Below are 16,556 nucleotides of genomic sequence, written 5' to 3'. Positions count from 1 at the left end.
CGGTGACGACCATCTTCCTATGGATCAGGGCGTGCGCGCGGGCCGTCCCAGCGCGGCGAGCAGCCCGGCGGTGTGCTCGCCCAGGCGCGGGGGAGCGCTGCGGTACGAGGGCGGGGTGGCGCCGAGCCGGATCGGGTTGACGACCTGGCCCGGGCCGGCCGCGGACTCCGGGACCCGCGGGGAGAGGCCCAGCCGGTCGGCGAGGTCGAAGGCGGCGGCCAGGTCGTTGATGGGCCCGCAGGGCACCCCGGCGGCGGTGAGCTCCTCGAACCAGCTGTCGGCCGTCCGCGCGGCGAGCGGCCCGGCCAGCGCCGCGACCAGCTCGTCCCGGTGGGCGACCCGGGCCGTGTTGGTCGCGAAGCGCGGGTCCTCGGCGAGTCCGGGCCGGTCGAGCCGCTCGCACAGGGCGCGGAACTGCCGGTCGTTGCCGACCGCCAGGACCAGCGGCCGGTCCTCGGCCTCGAAGACCTCGTACGGCGCGATGCTCGGGTGCCTGTTGCCCATCGCGCGGGGGACGACGCCGGCCCCGAGATGCGCGGCGGACTGGTTGGTGAGCGCCGAGAGCAGGGAGGTCAGCAGGGAGACCTCGACGCGCTGGCCCTCGCCGGTGCGCTCGCGGTGCCGGAGGGCGGCGAGGATCCCGAGCCCCGCGTGCAGGCCGGTGATGACGTCGACGAGCGCGACACCCGCCTTCGTCCCCGGTCCGTCCGGTTCGCCCGTCACGCTCATCAGGCCGCCCATGGCCTGGACGAGCAGGTCGTAGCCGGGCAGCCGGGCCCCTTCGGCGGCGCCGAAGCCGGTCACCGAGCAGTACACGAGCCCGGGGTTGCCCGCGCGCACGTCCTCGTAGCCCAGGCCCAGCTTCTCCATCGTGCCGGGGCGGAAGTTCTCCACCAGGACGTCCGCGCGGTCGACGATCGCGCGCGCCGCCGCCAGGTCCGCGGGGTCCGCGAGATCGAGGGAGACGGAGCGCTTGTTCCGGTTCACCCCGAGGAAGTAGGTGGCCTCGCCACCGGCGAACGGCGGTCCCCACGCACGCGTGTCGTCGCCGGAGCCGGGCCGCTCGATCTTGATGACGTCCGCGCCCAGGTCGGCGAGGAGCATCGTCATGTACGGCCCCGCGAGCACCCGGCCGAAGTCGGCGACGACGATCCCGGACAGTGCCCCGCCCTCCGCCGCGCCCGTCGTGCCCGGCTGATCTGCGCGCATTCCGCTCTCCCTCGCTGGCGATGCCGGCAATCGGATCCAGTCGGACCGTATGGCGCGAACATCGGATTTTCAATACTGGATCCAATATCCGATCTGGCGCTACGCTTCGGCTCGCCGAGTTGCCACAGTCGCCAGCCGCCGGGAGGCCGTCCGTGAAGTCGTCGCAGTCCTCGAAGTCGTCGCAGTCATCGAGTTCCGCCCCCGTCCACCCCTTCGACCTCCTCGCCATCGACGGACTGCTCACCGACGAGGAGCGCGAGATCCGCCGGACCGTGCGGACCGTCGCCGACCGCGAGCTGCGCCCGCACGTCGCCGGCTGGTTCGAGAAGGGCGAGATCCCGGCCCGCGAGCTCGCCCGCACCCTCGGCGGCATCGGCGTTCTCGGCATGCACCTGGAGGGCTACGGCTGCGCCGGCACCAACTCCGTCGCGTACGGCCTCGCCTGTCTGGAGCTGGAGGCCGTCGACTCCGGGCTGCGCTCCCTCGTCTCCGTCCAGGGCTCCCTCGCCATGTACGCGATCTGGCAGCACGGCTCCGAGGAGCAGAAGCAGCGCTGGCTGCCGAAGATGGCGGCGGGCGAGTACATCGGCTGCTTCGGTCTCACCGAGCCCGACGCGGGCTCCGACCCCGGGGCGATGCGGACCAACGCCAAGCGCGACGGCTCGGACTGGGTGCTCAACGGCACCAAGATGTGGATCACCAACGGCTCCGTGGCCGACGTCGCCGTCGTCTGGGCCCGCACGGAGGAGGGCGTCCGCGGCTTCCTCGTCCCGGCGGGCACTCCCGGCTTCAGCGCCCCGGAGATCAAGATGAAGCTGTCGCTCCGCGCGAGCGTCACCAGCGAACTGGTCCTGGAGGACGTGCGCCTCCCGGCCGACGCGATGCTGCCCGGCGCCCGCGGCCTCTCCGGCCCGCTCGGCTGCCTCAACGAGGCCCGCTTCGGCATCGTCTTCGGAGCCCTCGGCGCCGCCCGCGACTGCCTGGAGACGGCCATCTCCTACGCCCGCGACCGGACCGTCTTCGCCCGCTCCCTCGCCTCCTACCAGCTGACCCAGCAGAAGCTCGCCGACATGTCCGTCGAGCTCGGCAAGGGCATGCTGCTCGCCCTTCACCTCGGCCGCCTCAAGGACGCGGGCGAGATCACCGCCGAGCAGATCAGCGTGGGCAAGCTGAACAACGTCCGGGAGTCGATCGCGATCGCCCGCGAGTGCCGCACGATCCTGGGTGCCAACGGCATCACCCTGGAGTACCCGGTGCTGCGCCACGCCAACAACCTGGAGTCGGTGCTCACCTACGAGGGCACGAGCGAGGTCCACTCCCTGGTCATCGGCAAGGCGCTCACCGGCGAGCAGGCCTTCCGCTGACCCAGCAATCCCTTCTGATCCCTTCTGATCCCTTGACGGGGGCGGGCTGACCGACCGGAGGCCGGTCAGCCCGCCGTCACCCGGCCGACGAAGGCGTCGAGGTTCGCCGTCGTCCGGGCGATCTGCTCGTCGACGCTGAGGGACTCCTCGTGGCGTCGGCCGCGCAGCTTCGGCTGCCGCTTGCCCCGGATGTAGAGGGAGCAGGCCAGGTCGGCGCAGAGGTAGATCCCGACCGTGTTCCCCTCGCGGCCGCGGCTCCCGGCGAGCGGTGCCACGAGGAGCGTGACGCCCGAAGAGGCGTGTCCGGTAAGGCAGACCTGGCACATGCTCGACTTCACGGCGCTGGTCCGGCCGGTGGCCGGGACCCGCAGGGTCACGCCGAGCGGCCCGTCCTCGCGCGGGACGACCAGGTGCGCGCGCAGCGGCGCGCCCGGGTCGACCCAGCCGAGGAAGTCCAGGTCGTCCCAGGGGAGTTCGGCGAAGTCGAGCGGCAGCTTGAGGCGCGCCGCCTCACCCTTGGTGCAGTTCACGAAGGACGAGCGGATCTGTTTGTCAGTCAGTGGTTCCACTCGGTGGACCGTACACGGACCACCGTGGGCGGGCATCCGAATAAGGGCCGCACAGGGGCCGCGCATAGGGGCCGCCGACGGGTCTCAGGCCACCCAGTCCGGCAGGGCCGGGTCGGCGTACCGCCCCGGAGCCCCTTCGAGGGCCGCCGCGAGCCGCTCGGCCGCCGGCTCGTACACGTCCTCCGGCAGCGTGTACGGGATCCGCAGCCGGTGCTCGTGCGTGCCCGGGTCCACGCCGAAGCGCGCGCCGCCCTCCACCCGCACCCCGTGCCGCAGGGCGCGGGCCGAGAGGGCGGAGGCGACCGGGCGGCCCAGGTCGATCCACAGGCACATGCCGCCCGGCGGCACCGTCCAGCGCCACTCCGGCACGTGCCGGGCCAGCGCGGCGGTCAGCGCGTCCCGTCGCCGCCGCAACTCCTCGACGCGCAGCGGCAGGACGGTGTCGAGCCGCTCCAGCAGGGCGACCGCGACCAGCTGGTCCAGGACGGAACCGGACAGGTCGGCGGTGATCCGCACCCGGGCCAGCTCGTTCACCATCCGGGACGCGGCCCGGACCCAGCCGACCCGCAGCCCGCCCCAGCAGCTCTTGCTGAGCGAGCCGACGGAGACGATCTGCTCGCCGTCGCCCCCGCCGGCCGCCGCGGCGAAGGGCAGCGGGGCGGGCACGTCGAGGGCGATGTCCGTGAGCGTCTCGTCCGCCACCAGCCAGGTCCCGGTGGCGCGCGCGGCCCGCGCGAGCTCCCTGCGCTGCTCCTGCGGCATGAGGTGCCCGGTCGGATTGTGGAAGTCGGGGATCAGATAGGCCAGGCGTGGCGCTGTCTGCCGGAGCGCGGCGTCGACGAGCCCGGTGTCCCAGCCGGTCTCGGTCACCGGCACGGGCGTGATGCGGAGCATGCGCCCGCGCATCGCGTCGAGGGCGTTCGTGTACGAGGGGTTCTCGGCCAGCACCCGGTCGCCGGCCCGGCCGAGCAGCGCGAGGACGAGCGACAGCGCCTGCTGCGCCCCCGTGGTGACGAGGATCTGCTCGGGCATGGTCGGCAGGCCCCGGGCCGTGTACCGCTCGGCGATCGCCGCGCGCAGCGCGGGCAGCCCGTACGGGTGGTAGCCCTGCGAGCCGGCGTAGCGGGGGAGCTCGGCGGCGGCCGACGCCAGCGCGGCGGCGAGCTCCTCCGGAGCCTGGGGCGCGGCCAGGGCGAGGTCGATGGTCGACCCCCCGTCGTCCTGGAAGGCACCGAGGGCGATCGGCGCCTGGCCGTCCGGAAGCGCGGTCCAGGTGCCCGCGCCCCGGCGGCTGTGCGCGTAACCGCTCTCGCGCAGCAGGTCGTAGGCCCCGGTCACGGTCGTCCGGCTGACCGCGAGCACCGTCGCGAGCTCGCGTTCGGCCGGCAGCCGGAGGCGGAGCGCGACCCGCCCGTCGAGCAGGGCCTCGCGGACGGCCCGCGCGAGCTCGCGGTAGCCGAACCTGCCCTCGGGGGGAGGGGTGAGGAGCGACGCGAGTTGGCGGCCCGTCAGGGTCCGGTCCGCTGTGTGGACCACACGTGCCACTGCCATGCCAATCACTCCTTATTGGCTCTGCTGCCCAGGCCAATAAGACTACAGACTCCTTCGCAGTGGCCTGGTGGCCATGTTCCCCACGGGAGAGGAGACGACCGATGTCCGGACACTTCACCGACCGCGACGAGCGGATGTGGCAGCTGCGCGCCGAGGAGCGCGCGGCCCGGCCCCTGCCGATCGGAGCCTGGCTCCGTGGCCTGCGCGCGGCGATCGGGACCGGCTCGGCGTGGCGCGAGACGGCGGGGCGCGAGACGGCGGGGCGCGACACCGCGAGGCGTGACACGGCGACGCCCGCTCCCGCGACGCCCGCCCCGGCGACGGCGGCCTCCATGCCGCGCGCCACGGCGTGACCGGGACGTACCCACCGGTCCCCGAGCAGGCCGTCGGGCGGGTCGTCGTCGGGGTGAGCGGCTCGCTCGCCTCGCTCGCCGCCCTGCGGTACGCGACCGCCCTCGCCCGGCGGGAGTCCGTGCCGCTGCTCGCGGTGCTGGCCTGGGCGCCGCCGGAAGGGGAGGCGCTGTACGCCCGGACGCCCGACCGGGAGTGGGCGCGGCTGTGGGGCCGGGACGCCCGGAGCCGTCTGCGGGGTGCCTTCGCCGATGCCCTCGGGGCCGCCCCCGAGGGCATCGAGGTCGAGCGCCGGATCGTCAGGGACGCCCCGGCTGCTGCCCTCCGCGCGGCGGCGGACCGCCCGGGCGACGTCCTCGTCGTCGGTGCCGCGTCGCGCCGGAGTCGTCTCGCGCGGCTGCGCCGCCGGCCGGTCCTGCGGGCGCTCCAGGAGCGCGCGGCCCGCCCCGTGGTGACCGTGCCGGGTCCGGTGCTGCGTCCGGGGGAGGCACGGGTCCTGCGCCGGAACGCGCGTACCTCCGTACCGGACGGAGCCGGGACGGAGGTACGCGGGGAAGAGATCGGCCCTTCGCCGGGGCGGCCTTGAGGACGGGGAATTCGGGGAAGCGTCGGGCGAACGGCGCGGTCCCCGGGCGGCCGGACGCCGACACGGAGCCCGAGGCCGAGCCGCCGGCCGTCCCCGACACCGACGGCGAGTTCGACAGGGACTGAGACAGGGACTACGGCAGGGGCACAGGGACCGAGGCAGGGACTACGACAGGGGCTGGGACTGCGGGGACACCGTCGAGACCGACTCGTCCGCCGACTGGCTCGTCGTCAGATCCGCGGACCCGTCCGTGGCCGGCCCGGACGCCGGACCCGACGACTCGGCCGGCGGTGGCGACTCGGCCGGCGGTGGCGACTCGGTCGACGGCGTGGTGTCGGACGGGCTCGTCGAGTCGGACGGCGATGTCGGTGAGGACGTCGACGCGGAGGGGGACAGCGTCGACGGGCACGGCGACGGGGTGATCCCGTTGCTCGGGGTCGGGGTCTCCGTGCCCGTCACGGTCACACAGGGCACCGGCGACAACGGCGAGACCGACGGGGAGGTGGAGACCGAGGTGGACGGCGACACCGAGGGCGACTTCGACGGCGAGGGCGGCGGGGGCGGCGGGGTGGGCTTGTCGTGCTGGCCGGTGTCGCCGTGCTGCCGGGCGAACCAGCTGTCGTTCTCGGGGTCGTACACCACGAAGACGTTCACGACCGTCACCGACGGCGCCACGACGACGACCTGGGAGGAGTTGTACCCCTGCCACGGTGTGCCGCTCGTCCGCGGCTCCTTCTGCGCGACCGGTTCGGTCAGCGGATTGCCGCACGCGCAGCGCACCCGGGGCACTCCCCGGCCGTCGACCATGACCGCGGTCCCGCTCTGGAGGACCGCCTGGTACGTGGTGGCGGAGCCGTCCTGGAAGCCGTGGTTGGTCACCCGGGTGTCGACCCGGAGCTGAAGCGGGGTCAGGGAGCGGAGATAGCCCGGAACCTCGTTCGCCTCGATGCCCAGGACCGAGGCGAAGGCCGCGTTCTTGGCGGGCTCGGCGGCGAGGAAGCGCACCTGCTGCTCGACGTCGCAGCTCGCGACCGACTGCGTCCCGCCGTAGAGGCCGGGCGCCGAGCCCGACACCCGGGGCGTGCCCGCCTCGGCCGAGGTGGTACGGGGCGGGATCGAGGCCGGCGAGGCGGAGCCGTCGCCGGTGCGGGCCGTCGACTGGGTGAAGGGGGCGGGTCCGGACGCGGAGGCGTTCTGGAGGAAGACCTCGCCGCCGCCCGATCCCGTCGTGCCGCCCTTGTCGTCGGGCTGGTTGGTGAGGACGACGGCCAGGGCGGCGGCCGCCACCAGGATGGCGGTGGCCGACGCGACCTTCGGGACGGAGCGCCACCACGGGCCGCCGCCCTTGTCGGAGTCGCCGTTCCCCGCGCCCGGAGGACCGCCGCCGGCTGGGCCTCCGCCGGCCGGGCCTCCGCCGGAGGAGCCGCCTCCGCCCGCGCCGCCGCCGGAACCGCCGCCCCCCGGGCCGCCGCCGGAGGGTGGTCCGGGAGGTGGTGGGGGCGCGGCGGACCCGGGACGGGTGCTCGGCCCCGAGAGGGGGCCGGAGGGCGGGCCTGACGGGGGAACCGACGGGGGGCCGGACGGCGGGTGGGAAGTCACATTTTTCCCTTTCTTCCGTTCCGCGCCCATTGTGTGCGCGGAACAGCCCCCGCCCGCAAGCGGAGGACCACCGCCCGCGACCGGACGATCACCCGGAATCCCCGGTCCACAAGCGGGCGGCCTCGACCGGTACTAGCGTGGTCAGGGTGAGCAGTCGGCTCTCCACCTCCGCGAGCCCCGCGACCCCGACCGGGCTCTTCCTGCGCATCGGCGTCCAGGCCCTGGCAACGGTGTTCGCCGGGTACGTGGCGATGGGCGTCTTCGCCGGGCTCGGCCTCTGGGCGGCCGGCGCGGCCGATCTGCCCGGCGGCTTCACCGCCGTACTCGCCGCGGTCGTCGTCATGGCCGCGGGCGGCAAGATCGACCTCTCCGGCGACGCCGGAGCCCTCGCCGGAACCCAGGCCGAACTGACCGCGATGCCCCTCACCGTCACCCTGGTGGGCGCACTCGTCACCGGCTATTGCTTCCTGCGTCCCCTGCGCCATCACGCGGTGGCCGGCTCCCGCGAACTCCTGCTCCGCGCCGCGAGCACCGTCGTCCTCTGGCTGGTCGCCCTCGCGGGCCTCTCCGCCCTCGCCCGGCACGACTTCCCGATCACGATCGGCGGAGACACCTCGGACACCTCCGAGGACTCCCTCGGCGACATCTTCGGGGAGCTCCTCGACGCCACGAACCCCACCGTCGGCTTCCGTACCGACGTCGGCCCCACCCTCTTCTACGGACTCCTGTGGATCCTCGGCGTGCTCGCCATCGCCCTCCTGGTCTCCCGCAAGACCCCGCTGCCGGCCCGGCTCGTCCGCTTCCACGAGCCCGTCCGGCCCGCCGCCCACGCGATGCTCCTGCTGCTCCTCGCGTACGTGGCCGTGGGCCTGGTCATCGGGATCGTCGTCGCGGCGACCAGGGGACACGTCGCGGAGACCCTCGCCGTCCTCCTGCTCGGGCTGCCCAACGTGGCCTGGCTCGCGCTGGGCGTGGGCATCGGCGGGTCCTGGGAGGGCAAGGTCGAGGGCCCGTTCGGCCTCCCCATGCCCCAGGTCCTCGACGCCGTCCTCCGCGACGGCGGCGGTGACGGTACGGAGCTGTCCACGGTCGACCTGTCCTCGCTCGCCGCGCAGGACGGCCGGGCCTGGTGGCTGCTTCCCGTCGCCGCCGTCCTGGTCCTCGCGGCGGCCTTCCTGGCGGCCGTCCGCTCCCCGGCCCGGATCCGGCTCTGGCAGCACTCCCTGCACGTGGGGGTCGCCTTCGCGCTGACCATGCTGGTCGCCGCCCCCGTCACCCTGGTCGAGGCCCGCTTCGGCCTCTCGATCCTCGGCATCGGCGACCTCGAATCGCTCGGCGGAGAGGTGCTGCTGCGCCCGCACGTCTGGAAGATCGTCGGGTTCGCCCTGCTCTGGGGCCTGGTCCTCGGCTTCCTCGGCGGCCTGCTCGCCTCCCGGGTCCACCGCAAGGGCGAGGTCGAACAGCGGCAGCCGCAGCCGCCCGCCGCCTAGGTTGCCCGTCCGGCCCCGACGGCAGCTGATCGGCGGCGTATGGTCGGGACGGGTGTTCCGTGGCGGGACGTACCCGCCGAGTACGGGCCGTGGGGCGTCCTGCATTACATCCGTCAACGAGTGGCCCAGCGGACCGCGCCCGTGCGGCAGCGCCTGTGCACGTTCCGCCATGACCCACGGCCGTCATGCGGCGGGGTCCACGTTCCAAGCCTCGGGCCGGGGGGAACGCGTTCAGGCCTGCCGCCGGAGCATGATCGTCAGGACGGCGAGGCTGTGGGTTCGTAAGGGGGTTCGGAGGGCGGTGTGGTGGACCCGTCGTCGGCAGTCGTCGGCTCCTCGCTCGGTGGCGTGCTGCTGGGTCCTTCGTCTTCGGTGTAGGTGCTAACCGGTGTCTCGTGCACGGGCGGCTGCTCTGGATCGCTGCTGGATGTGTTGACGCCTACTGTCAGTGCGCCGATGGCGAGCACTGTCGTCACGAGCCCGATCAGGAACATCTTCCTTCGTCGCGAAGGTGACGAGGAGACATGAGGACCAGAGACGCCGTCCTGCCGAAGCTGTTCCTGGCTGTCCGCCTCGCACTTTTGTGCCGCATGGGGAGCGATGGGGTTGAGTACTGGTGTAGAGCCGGTGGATCTCGGGCCGCTCACCTCGGCTGCCACGATGTCTGCGGGAGGCCCAAGTCGCTCCAGGACGGTCCGGACTACTTCGGCATGCCGGGCGTCCGCTTCTTCCAGGCCGGCTTCTATGTGTTCGACAATTTCCTGCCTGAGCTCCACGCGTCGGTCGGCGGGAAGGAATACAGACGCGTTGTCGAAGCGGCGTAGGTACTCGTCTATGAGCTGATCTCGAGTCGAAGTCACTCGTGGCTCCCTTCACTGCTCAGGAGGTTGTCGACAGTGGTTCTGAAAGTTCCCCACTCGGCTGCGAACTCATCCAGCGCTCCTCGCCCCGTCGCGGTCAGCGTGTAGTAGCGGCGGGGAGGGCCTGAGTCGGACTCCCTCCACACCGTGTTGACCCATCCCTCTTTCCGAAGGCGTGAGAGGAGCGGATAGATAGTGCCTTCACTGGTCACCAGTCCGTGGGCATCGCACAATTCCCGCACTAGATCAAAGGCGTACTTCTCCCCGTCACGCAGAAGCGCCAATACGCAGAACTGCAGGATCCCCCGACGGAGTTGACTCACTCCTGAACGTGACCCACCCGGCAGTACCATGTGCAGCAAGGTACCTGGTGGGCACCCAATCCCGCTAGCCTCGCCGCCTCTTCTGCCAGGCCACCAAGCTCCGAACGGCTTCTGGCCACTCGGCTGTTCGTCCTTGCGGAGTGCTGCGGGCAACCTCTGCCGGGTAGCCGGGGCGAGTGTTTCCAGCTTCCTGGGACCAGGGGGCTGCGGTATTGATGTTGACGCCGAGCAGCCGGCTGAGGACCCAGGGCAGGCGAGGTCCGGGTGTGCGTCGGGGTGCTGAGGGCGGGGTCGGGATCCCGGTCGCGTGCGATCTTCCCTTTACGAAGACGGCTCGGCCGTCGGCGTGGGGCGTCTGGACGCGTACGCCCGGGGGGAAGCGCCGGCCACGGTTTGGGCCTGTCCGGTGCGGCGAGCTGGGTGGCGAGGCGCTTGCGGAGCGCGGGCGGGAGGCCGTCCCGGGTTCGGGGGCCACGTCGCTCTCCAGGTGATCGTGTCGTGGCCGATGCGGACGCCGGTCCGGTCGGCTGACCCTTCATCCCGCCGGCTAGAGCTCCCGGAAGACCGGCCGCGCCCACGCGGGCGGGTCCGGTGGCGGGCCGAGCGGCCGGGGGCCCGGTGTGACCACCGGGTCGCCGATGGTGCCCGGGTCCGCCAGCGTGGCCCGTAGCTCCGCGACGAACTCCAGGCACGTCCCGTACCGCTCCTCGGGCGTCTTCGCGAGCGCCTTCGCGAACACCGCGTCCGCCGCCTCCGGAAGTCCCGGACGGACCTCGGACAGCGGGGGCGGCGGATCGTACTGCTGCGCCCACAGCACCGCCCAGTCCGTGTCGCGGCGGAAGGGTGGCGCGCCCGCCAGGGTCTCGTACACCACGCACGCCAGGCCGTAGACGTCGCACCGGCCGTCCACCGGCTTCCCCGAGATCTGCTCGGGCGCCACGTAGTCCAGCGTGCCGACGAACTCGCCCACCGTCGTGAACCCGGTGAGCGAGAGCGACTTCTTCGTCAGCCCGAAGTCGGTGAGGTACACGTGCTCCGGGTGGTCGCGGTCGGTGCCCTCGGCGACCAGGATGTTGCCGGGCTTCACGTCCCGGTGGACCAGGTCGTGCGCGTGCGCCGCGTCCAGGGCGGAGGCCACCTGTACGGCGATCCGCCCCGCCTTCACGGGCGGCAGCGGCCCCTCGCGGTCGAGCAGGGCCGCCAGGTCCTGCCCCGCCACGTACCGCATCGCGATGTACAGCACGCCCTCCGTCTCGCCCGCGTCGAAGACCGGCACGATGTGGGGGTGGTCGATCGACGCGGCGACCCGGGACTCGTGCGCGAAGCGCTTGCGGAAGGTGTCGTTGCGGGCCAGTTCGGGGGCGAGGAGCTTCAGGGCCACCGTCCGGTCCAGACGCAGGTCGCGGGCCCGGTAGACGACGGCCATCCCGCCGCGCCCGATCTCGCCCTCCACGCGGTAGCCCGCGATCTCCTTGCCGAGCAGTCCCGAGGGACGGCCCGCCGGGAGGTCCTCGTCCCGGGGCGCGGTGCCGGCCATCAGTCCTCACCCGCCGGGTCGGGCGGCCGTTCCACGACCTGCGTCGGCGGTGGCCCGGCCGCCACCGCGGGGTCCACCCGGGGCACCACCTGGGTCGGCTCGTACGCGACGGGCTCGGCGACAGCGGGCTCGGCCACCGCCGTGTCCCCGGACGCCCCGGCGGACGGCGACTCCTCGGACCCCGCTCCCACCCGGTCGCCCGCGGCGGGCGCCGAGTCGGGGGCGTCGGCAGCCGGCGACGGGGCCGCGGCGGCGGCGTACGTGCTCAGACCGAGGCCGTCGCAGAACACCCAGCGCTCGTGCTCCGCGTCGTACAGCCACACGGACTCGCCGTCGACGACCATGCCCACCCGCAGGCCGCGGGTCCGCAGCCGGAAGGCCTCGCCGTCCAGGCGACCCGCGCCCAGCTCCTCGGCCGCCCGCCGGTAGCGGCCGAGCGCGTCCTCTGCGCGGGCGATCAGGGGCCGCGGATCGGCCGTCCTGGTGAGCGACCGGCCCGCCGCCGGCGGATCGTCCGGCACGGTGACGAGGAGCCGCGCGTCGACCCACGCCGACCAGCCGTTGGAGCACAGCACGCGCCCCCAGTCGCCGGCCCGCTCCATCAGCCGTACCGGCAGGAACGCGTCGAGCGAGGCCGTCGGAAGCCCCGGATCCGGGGTCTCCCAGGCGGAGAGTCCGTCGCGCGGCACGACGTGGGTGGGCCGGAAGTCCGGCACGTAGTCGGGTACGGGGACGCTCACGGGCCCTACCTCCGCATCACGACCGGCTCGTGGCGGCGCAGCAGCCGCGCCACGACGACACCGAGGGCGAGACAGATCACGACCAGCATGCCCATGTCGAACAGCCAGGCCTCCAGCGTGTGGTGCATCAGCGGATCGTCGGTCTTCTCGCTCGGCGCGACCGCACCGATGTCGATCGTCGCGCCCATCGCGGCGAACGCCCAGCGCGACGGCACCAGCCAGGCCAGCTGCTCCAGGCCGGGCGTACCGCGCACGGTGAGCAGCGCTCCGCAGAACACCACCTGCACGATGGCGAGGAGGACGAGCAGCGGCATCGTCACCTCCTCCTTGCGGACCACCGCCGACACGAGCAGACCGAGCATCATCGCGGTGAAGGCGAGGAGCGCGACGGCGAGCGTGATCTCCACGAGCGGGGGCAGCAGGACACCCTTTCCGCCGGGCACGTTCAGCGGCACGCCGATCAGGGCCACCAGGGTCAGGACCACCGCCTGCACGACCGTGATCAGACCGAGGACCACCACCTTGGAGGCGAGGTACGCGGAGCGGGACAGGCCGACGGCTCTCTCGCGCCGGTAGATCGTGCGCTCCTTGACCAGCTCGCGCACCGCGTTCGCCGCGCCGGTGAGGACGCCGCCCACACACAGGATGAGCAGCACGTTCAGGGTCGACTCGGGATTGAGCGCGCCCTCGGACAGGGCGCGGGCCATCGCGCCCATCACGAACGGCAGCGCGATCATGATCGCGAGGAAGGTGCGGTCGGCGGCGAGCGCTGCGGCGTACCTGCGCACGAGCGTCCGCAGCTGGGAGCCCCAGCTCTGCGCCTTCGGCGGCGGAATCGGTTCCCGCACGGCCCGTGCGGCGCCGCCGCCGTCCTCGCCGACCCGGCCGTCCCCGCCGTCCCCGCCGGGGAGGAACGGGCGCGCCGTCGCCTCCGTGACGTACCGGCGGTGGAAGCGGGAGGACCGGTACTGTCCGGCCCAGTCGCGGTCCCGGTCGTTCTCGAAGGCCTCGAAGGCCTCCGGCCACTGCGGGTAGCCGAAGAAGTCGAGGCTGTCGGCGGGCGGTCCGTAGTAGGCGACGCGGCCGCCCGGGGCGAGGACGAGGAGCCGGTCGCAGACGTCGAGACTGAGCACGCTGTGGGTGACGACGACGACCGTGCGCCCGTCGTCCGCGAGTCCGCGCAGCATGTGCATCACGGACCGGTCCATCCCCGGGTCGAGACCGGAGGTCGGCTCGTCGAGGAAGAGCAGCGAGGGCTTGGTGAGCAGTTCCAGGGCGACGCTGACCCGCTTGCGCTGGCCACCGGAGAGGCTGTGGATCGGCTGTTCCGCCCGCTCGACGAGGCCGAGCTCGCGGATCACCTCGTCCACCCGGGCCCGCCGCTCGGCGGGCGCGGTGTCCTCGGGGAAGCGCAGCTCGGCGGCGTAACCGAGGGCCCGGCGGACGGTGAGCTGGAGGTGCAGGATGTCGTCCTGCGGTACGAGCCCGATGCGCTGGCGCAGCTCGGCGTAGTCCCGGTAGAGGTCACGGCCGTCGTAGAGCACGGTTCCCCGGTCGGCGGGGCGCTGGCCGGTCAGGGCCCCCAGGAGCGTCGACTTGCCGGCGCCGGACGGCCCGACGACCGCGAGCAGGCACTTCTCGCCCACGGGGAACGACACCTCGTCGAGGAGCGTCTTGCGCCCGTGGTCGACGGTGACCGCCAGTTCCTGGACGTCGAGGGAGATCTCACCGGTGTCGGTGAACTCGACGAGCTGCCCGCCGATCAGGCAGAACGCGCAGCGGCCGATACCGACGATGTCGTCCGCCGTCACGCGCGCGTCGACGACGGGCCGGCCGTTGAGGAAGGTGCCGTTGTGGCTGCCGAGGTCGTGGATCCAGTAGGTGCCGTCGGGGTGGGCCCTCAGCTCTGCGTGGCGGCGGGAGACGACGAGGTCGGATACGACGACGTCGTTGTCGGGGGCACGGCCGATCCGGACGCTGTGGGCGGGCAGCGGCCGCACGGAGGTCGGCTGCCGGAACGTGCCCGTGGCGGCGGGGTACGAGACGGAGGAGGGGCGGGGCGGGGCGGAGGGCTGCGGCTCGGGGACGGGGCGTGCGGACGGCTCGGGTGTGGACGGCGCGGGTGTGGACGGCGCCGATGTGGACGGTTCGGGTGCGTACGGCGCCGGTCCGGGTGCCGCCGGTGCGGGCGGGGGTGGCACGGGCGGGGGTGTCGCCGCTTCGGGGGCCGGGGCCCAGGAGGCCGGGGCCTCGGGGGCCGGGGACGCGTAGGGCGGTGGCTCGGGTGCCGGCGGTTCGGGTGACGGAGGCGCGGGCGACGGTGGCTCGGCGGCCAGTGGCCCGGGGCGCGGCGGCTCGGGCGCGGGAGGTTCGGGGGCCGGAGGCGCGGGCGCTTGAGGCTCGGCGGCCACCGGTCCGGGGCGCGGAGGATCGTCCGCCGCGGGTTCCGCGGCGGGCGGGCGGGCCGGGGTTCCGGCCGTGAGCACCGCGCGCGGGCCGTCCGTCGGATGCCCGAAGCGTACGACCGTCCCGGGGCCGACCGGCCGAGATCCCGCCAGCCGCAGGCCGTCCGCGAAGGTCCCGTTCGTACTGTCCTCGTCCGTCAGGTCCCAGTGGCCGTTGACGGCGCGTAGTAGTGCGTGGTGCCAGGACGCCCGGGCGTCCGACAGCACGATGTCGCTGGTGGGGTCGCGCCCGATGCGATAGACGCGGCTCGGGTTCATGAGGGTCGCGTCCCCGCCGATCTCGAGGATCAGGGCGGGCGCGACGGGCCGCTCTCCCATGCGTGAATCCTATCCGCCGGTGCTGATCCGTGCCCGGGAAGGAGCGCCGGTAGGGTGGTCGCCTCCGCCGCGGACGCGGCGCCCGACGAAGGAGGCCCACCCGTGCCGAAAGGTGTCACCGGGCGACGGCCCCGCACGCGCGCGGCGCTTCTGAAAGCCGCCCTGGAGGCCTTCGCCGAGCACGGTTTCCACGCGACGACGATCGAGCAGATCTGCGAGCGCGCCGGGTTCACGCGGGGCGCGTACTACTCGAACTTCGCCAGCAAGGAAGAGCTCTTCCTCGCGCTCTTCGACGAGCACAGCGACCGGACGGTGCAGCGGCTCGCCGAGGCGATCGACGCGCTGACCGCCGAGGAGTACACGCTGACGCGGCTCGCGGAGCTCGCCTCCCGCATCGAACCCGACGAGCGGGACTGGTACCTCGTCACCACCGAGTTCACCCTGCACGCCATCCGCGACCGACAGGCCGCCTGGGTGCTCGCGCGCCACGACGAACGGCTGCGGGCCGAGATCGCCCGCGGGCTCGCCCTCGTCCTGCGCCGGGCCGGACGCGAACTGACCGTGGACGCCGACCGGTTCGCCCGGCTCATCGTGGCCCTGCGGGAGGGCGGTCTCGCGCAGAGCTACGTCGAACCGGCGGCGCTGCCGCCCGGCAGCCTCGAACGCGAGTTCCTCGCCCCGCTCCTGGAGGTGTCGACCCGGGAGCTCACGGGCCCGGACGGTCAGCCGAAGAGGTCCGGGTCGGACGCGGTGATCTGATCCCACAGTGGGCGCGCCTGGAACCAGCCCGCGAGATGGCCGCCGACCTGGCCGCGGGTGAGGAGCGCCGTCTCCCGGTCGATCAGCTGCGGGGTGCCAGCCGCCATCGCGAGGAGCTGCGCCTGGCAGGAGCGCTCCATGGTGACGAACCACCACACGGCCTCGGCGACGGTGTGGCCGACCGTCAGGAGCCCGTGGTTCTTGAGGATGACGGCCTTGTACGCGCCCAGGGCCTTCGCGACCCGCTCGCCCTCCTCGGTCTCGTTGACCACGCCCCGGTAGTCGTCGTAGATCCCGTGGTCCTCGAAGAAGGCACAGGCGTCCTGGGTGATCGGGTCCAGCGGGATGCCGAGGCTGGAGAAGGCCTTGCCGTGCAGGGAGTGCGAGTGGGCGGCGGCGACCGCGTCGGGCCGGGCGGCGTGGACCCGCGAGTGGATGACGAACGCGGCCCGGTTGACGGGCCTGCGCCCTTCGAGCACGGTGCCCTCGTGATCCACCAGGATCAGGTCGGAGGCCTTGATCTGACTGAAGCTCATCCCGAACGGGTTGACCCAGAAGGCGTTCGGGTCACCCGGGTCGCGGACGGTGATGTGCCCGGCGGCCCCCTCGGAGAAGCCGAACCTCCCGAAGATCCGGAACCCGGCGGCGAGCTGCTCCTTGCGGTACGCGCGCTCCTCCTCGACGGTGTCGAACGTGGGCGGCAGCGGCAGGACGACCCCGTCGGGCAGGGGCCCGACGGCGGCGGCGAGCGCGGGCGGCACGGTGCTCATGGCGGCTCCTCGACGAGCGGGTGGGGCACGGCGCGCCAAAAGATACAGAGATGTATCCGATACGA

The 16,556-nt window shown here is 73.4% G+C and carries 15 protein-coding genes; 5 read left to right on the top strand and 10 right to left on the bottom strand.

Annotated elements, in window-relative coordinates:
• Nucleotides 1-24 precede the first annotated feature (24 nt).
• Entirely contained in the window at nucleotides 25-1,209 is a 1,185-nt protein-coding gene (locus OG361_RS02295; RefSeq protein ID WP_405851579.1) for a CaiB/BaiF CoA transferase family protein, read from the bottom strand.
• A 152-nt stretch (nucleotides 1,210-1,361) separates the two neighbouring features.
• Between OG361_RS02295 and OG361_RS02290 the strand changes: the two genes are divergently transcribed.
• A complete protein-coding gene (locus OG361_RS02290) occupies nucleotides 1,362-2,573 on the top strand; it encodes an acyl-CoA dehydrogenase family protein (protein WP_405851577.1) in 1,212 nt (403 codons plus the stop codon).
• A gap of 65 nt (nucleotides 2,574-2,638) precedes the next feature.
• Here the strand turns inward: OG361_RS02290 and OG361_RS02285 are convergent, their stop codons facing one another.
• A complete protein-coding gene (locus tag OG361_RS02285; protein ID WP_405851576.1) occupies nucleotides 2,639-3,142 on the bottom strand; it encodes an FBP domain-containing protein in 504 nt (167 codons plus the stop codon).
• An 84-nt stretch (nucleotides 3,143-3,226) separates the two neighbouring features.
• Nucleotides 3,227-4,693 carry a PLP-dependent aminotransferase family protein gene (locus tag OG361_RS02280; RefSeq protein WP_405851575.1) on the bottom strand — a complete coding sequence of 489 codons (1,467 nt, stop codon included), beginning with the start codon at nucleotides 4,691-4,693 and terminating at the stop codon, nucleotides 3,227-3,229.
• Between the two features lie 101 nt (nucleotides 4,694-4,794).
• On the opposite strand from OG361_RS02280, the gene OG361_RS02275 reads away from it, so the two are divergent.
• Together OG361_RS02275 and OG361_RS02270 are read left to right on the top strand one after the other, a co-directional pair.
• The gene (locus tag OG361_RS02275) at nucleotides 4,795-5,046 is read left to right on the top strand and encodes a hypothetical protein (protein ID WP_405851574.1); all 252 of its coding nucleotides are present in this window, start codon (nucleotides 4,795-4,797) and stop codon (nucleotides 5,044-5,046) included.
• The gene (locus OG361_RS02270; protein ID WP_405851573.1) at nucleotides 5,043-5,630 is read left to right on the top strand and encodes a universal stress protein; all 588 of its coding nucleotides are present in this window, start codon (nucleotides 5,043-5,045) and stop codon (nucleotides 5,628-5,630) included. The genes OG361_RS02275 and OG361_RS02270 overlap by 4 nt, the downstream gene beginning before the upstream one ends.
• A gap of 165 nt (nucleotides 5,631-5,795) precedes the next feature.
• On the opposite strand, the gene OG361_RS02265 is transcribed toward OG361_RS02270, so the two are convergent.
• Nucleotides 5,796-7,259, bottom strand: coding sequence for a DUF6777 domain-containing protein (locus OG361_RS02265; protein WP_405851572.1), 1,464 nt, complete (start codon nucleotides 7,257-7,259; stop codon nucleotides 5,796-5,798).
• Nucleotides 7,260-7,366: 107 nt separating this feature from the next.
• Between OG361_RS02265 and OG361_RS02260 the strand changes: the two genes are divergently transcribed.
• Nucleotides 7,367-8,719: a streptophobe family protein gene (locus tag OG361_RS02260; RefSeq protein ID WP_405851571.1), complete on the top strand. Its 1,353-nt coding sequence runs from the start codon at nucleotides 7,367-7,369 to the stop codon at nucleotides 8,717-8,719.
• A gap of 257 nt (nucleotides 8,720-8,976) precedes the next feature.
• Here the strand turns inward: OG361_RS02260 and OG361_RS02255 are convergent, their stop codons facing one another.
• The 5 genes from OG361_RS02255 to OG361_RS02235 all read right to left on the bottom strand — a co-directional run bounded on the left by OG361_RS02255 (nucleotide 8,977) and on the right by OG361_RS02235 (nucleotide 14,962).
• Nucleotides 8,977-9,579 (bottom strand): HAAS signaling domain-containing protein, encoded by a 603-nt coding sequence (locus OG361_RS02255; RefSeq protein ID WP_405851570.1) that lies wholly within the window; start codon nucleotides 9,577-9,579, stop codon nucleotides 8,977-8,979.
• Complete coding sequence (locus OG361_RS02250; RefSeq protein WP_405851569.1) at nucleotides 9,576-9,932, bottom strand: PadR family transcriptional regulator; 357 nt, start codon at nucleotides 9,930-9,932, stop codon at nucleotides 9,576-9,578. The genes OG361_RS02255 and OG361_RS02250 overlap by 4 nt, the downstream gene beginning before the upstream one ends.
• A gap of 517 nt (nucleotides 9,933-10,449) precedes the next feature.
• Nucleotides 10,450-11,439, bottom strand: coding sequence for a serine/threonine-protein kinase (locus OG361_RS02245; RefSeq protein ID WP_405851568.1), 990 nt, complete (start codon nucleotides 11,437-11,439; stop codon nucleotides 10,450-10,452).
• Nucleotides 11,439-12,179 (bottom strand): hypothetical protein, encoded by a 741-nt coding sequence (locus tag OG361_RS02240; protein WP_405851567.1) that lies wholly within the window; start codon nucleotides 12,177-12,179, stop codon nucleotides 11,439-11,441. The genes OG361_RS02245 and OG361_RS02240 overlap by 1 nt, the downstream gene beginning before the upstream one ends.
• Nucleotides 12,180-12,184: 5 nt before the next feature.
• Nucleotides 12,185-14,962: an FHA domain-containing protein gene (locus OG361_RS02235; protein ID WP_405851566.1), complete on the bottom strand. Its 2,778-nt coding sequence runs from the start codon at nucleotides 14,960-14,962 to the stop codon at nucleotides 12,185-12,187.
• 102 nt (nucleotides 14,963-15,064) lie between these two features.
• On the opposite strand from OG361_RS02235, the gene OG361_RS02230 reads away from it, so the two are divergent.
• Nucleotides 15,065-15,721: a TetR/AcrR family transcriptional regulator gene (locus OG361_RS02230; protein ID WP_405851565.1), complete on the top strand. Its 657-nt coding sequence runs from the start codon at nucleotides 15,065-15,067 to the stop codon at nucleotides 15,719-15,721.
• On the opposite strand, the gene OG361_RS02225 is transcribed toward OG361_RS02230, so the two are convergent.
• Nucleotides 15,685-16,491 carry a class II aldolase/adducin family protein gene (locus tag OG361_RS02225; RefSeq protein WP_405851564.1) on the bottom strand — a complete coding sequence of 269 codons (807 nt, stop codon included), beginning with the start codon at nucleotides 16,489-16,491 and terminating at the stop codon, nucleotides 15,685-15,687. The two genes, OG361_RS02230 and OG361_RS02225, sit on opposite strands and share 37 nt — an antisense overlap.
• Nucleotides 16,492-16,556 lie beyond the last annotated feature (65 nt).

The organism is Streptomyces sp. NBC_00090, assembly GCF_045160815.1.
In the GTDB taxonomy this organism is placed as follows: domain Bacteria; phylum Actinomycetota; class Actinomycetes; order Streptomycetales; family Streptomycetaceae; genus Streptomyces.
The sequence above is the reverse complement of the archived record's forward strand: the minus strand, read 5'-3'. Positions and strand labels throughout refer to the sequence as shown.

What these genes read in the sequence shown, in the direction of transcription:
- OG361_RS02250 (WP_405851569.1), bottom strand. Translation starts at nt 9,932, where the DNA reads ATGGTACTGCCGGGTGGGTCACGTTCAGGAGTGAGTCAACTCCGTCGG.
- OG361_RS02265 (WP_405851572.1), bottom strand. Translation starts at nt 7,259, where the DNA reads ATGGGCGCGGAACGGAAGAAAGGGAAAAATGTGACTTCCCACCCGCCG.
- OG361_RS02225 (WP_405851564.1), bottom strand. Translation starts at nt 16,491, where the DNA reads ATGAGCACCGTGCCGCCCGCGCTCGCCGCCGCCGTCGGGCCCCTGCCC.
- OG361_RS02295 (WP_405851579.1), bottom strand. Translation starts at nt 1,209, where the DNA reads ATGCGCGCAGATCAGCCGGGCACGACGGGCGCGGCGGAGGGCGGGGCA.
- OG361_RS02235 (WP_405851566.1), bottom strand. Translation starts at nt 14,962, where the DNA reads ATGGGAGAGCGGCCCGTCGCGCCCGCCCTGATCCTCGAGATCGGCGGG.
- OG361_RS02245 (WP_405851568.1), bottom strand. Translation starts at nt 11,439, where the DNA reads ATGGCCGGCACCGCGCCCCGGGACGAGGACCTCCCGGCGGGCCGTCCC.
- OG361_RS02275 (WP_405851574.1), top strand. Translation starts at nt 4,795, where the DNA reads ATGTCCGGACACTTCACCGACCGCGACGAGCGGATGTGGCAGCTGCGC.
- OG361_RS02280 (WP_405851575.1), bottom strand. Translation starts at nt 4,693, where the DNA reads ATGGCAGTGGCACGTGTGGTCCACACAGCGGACCGGACCCTGACGGGC.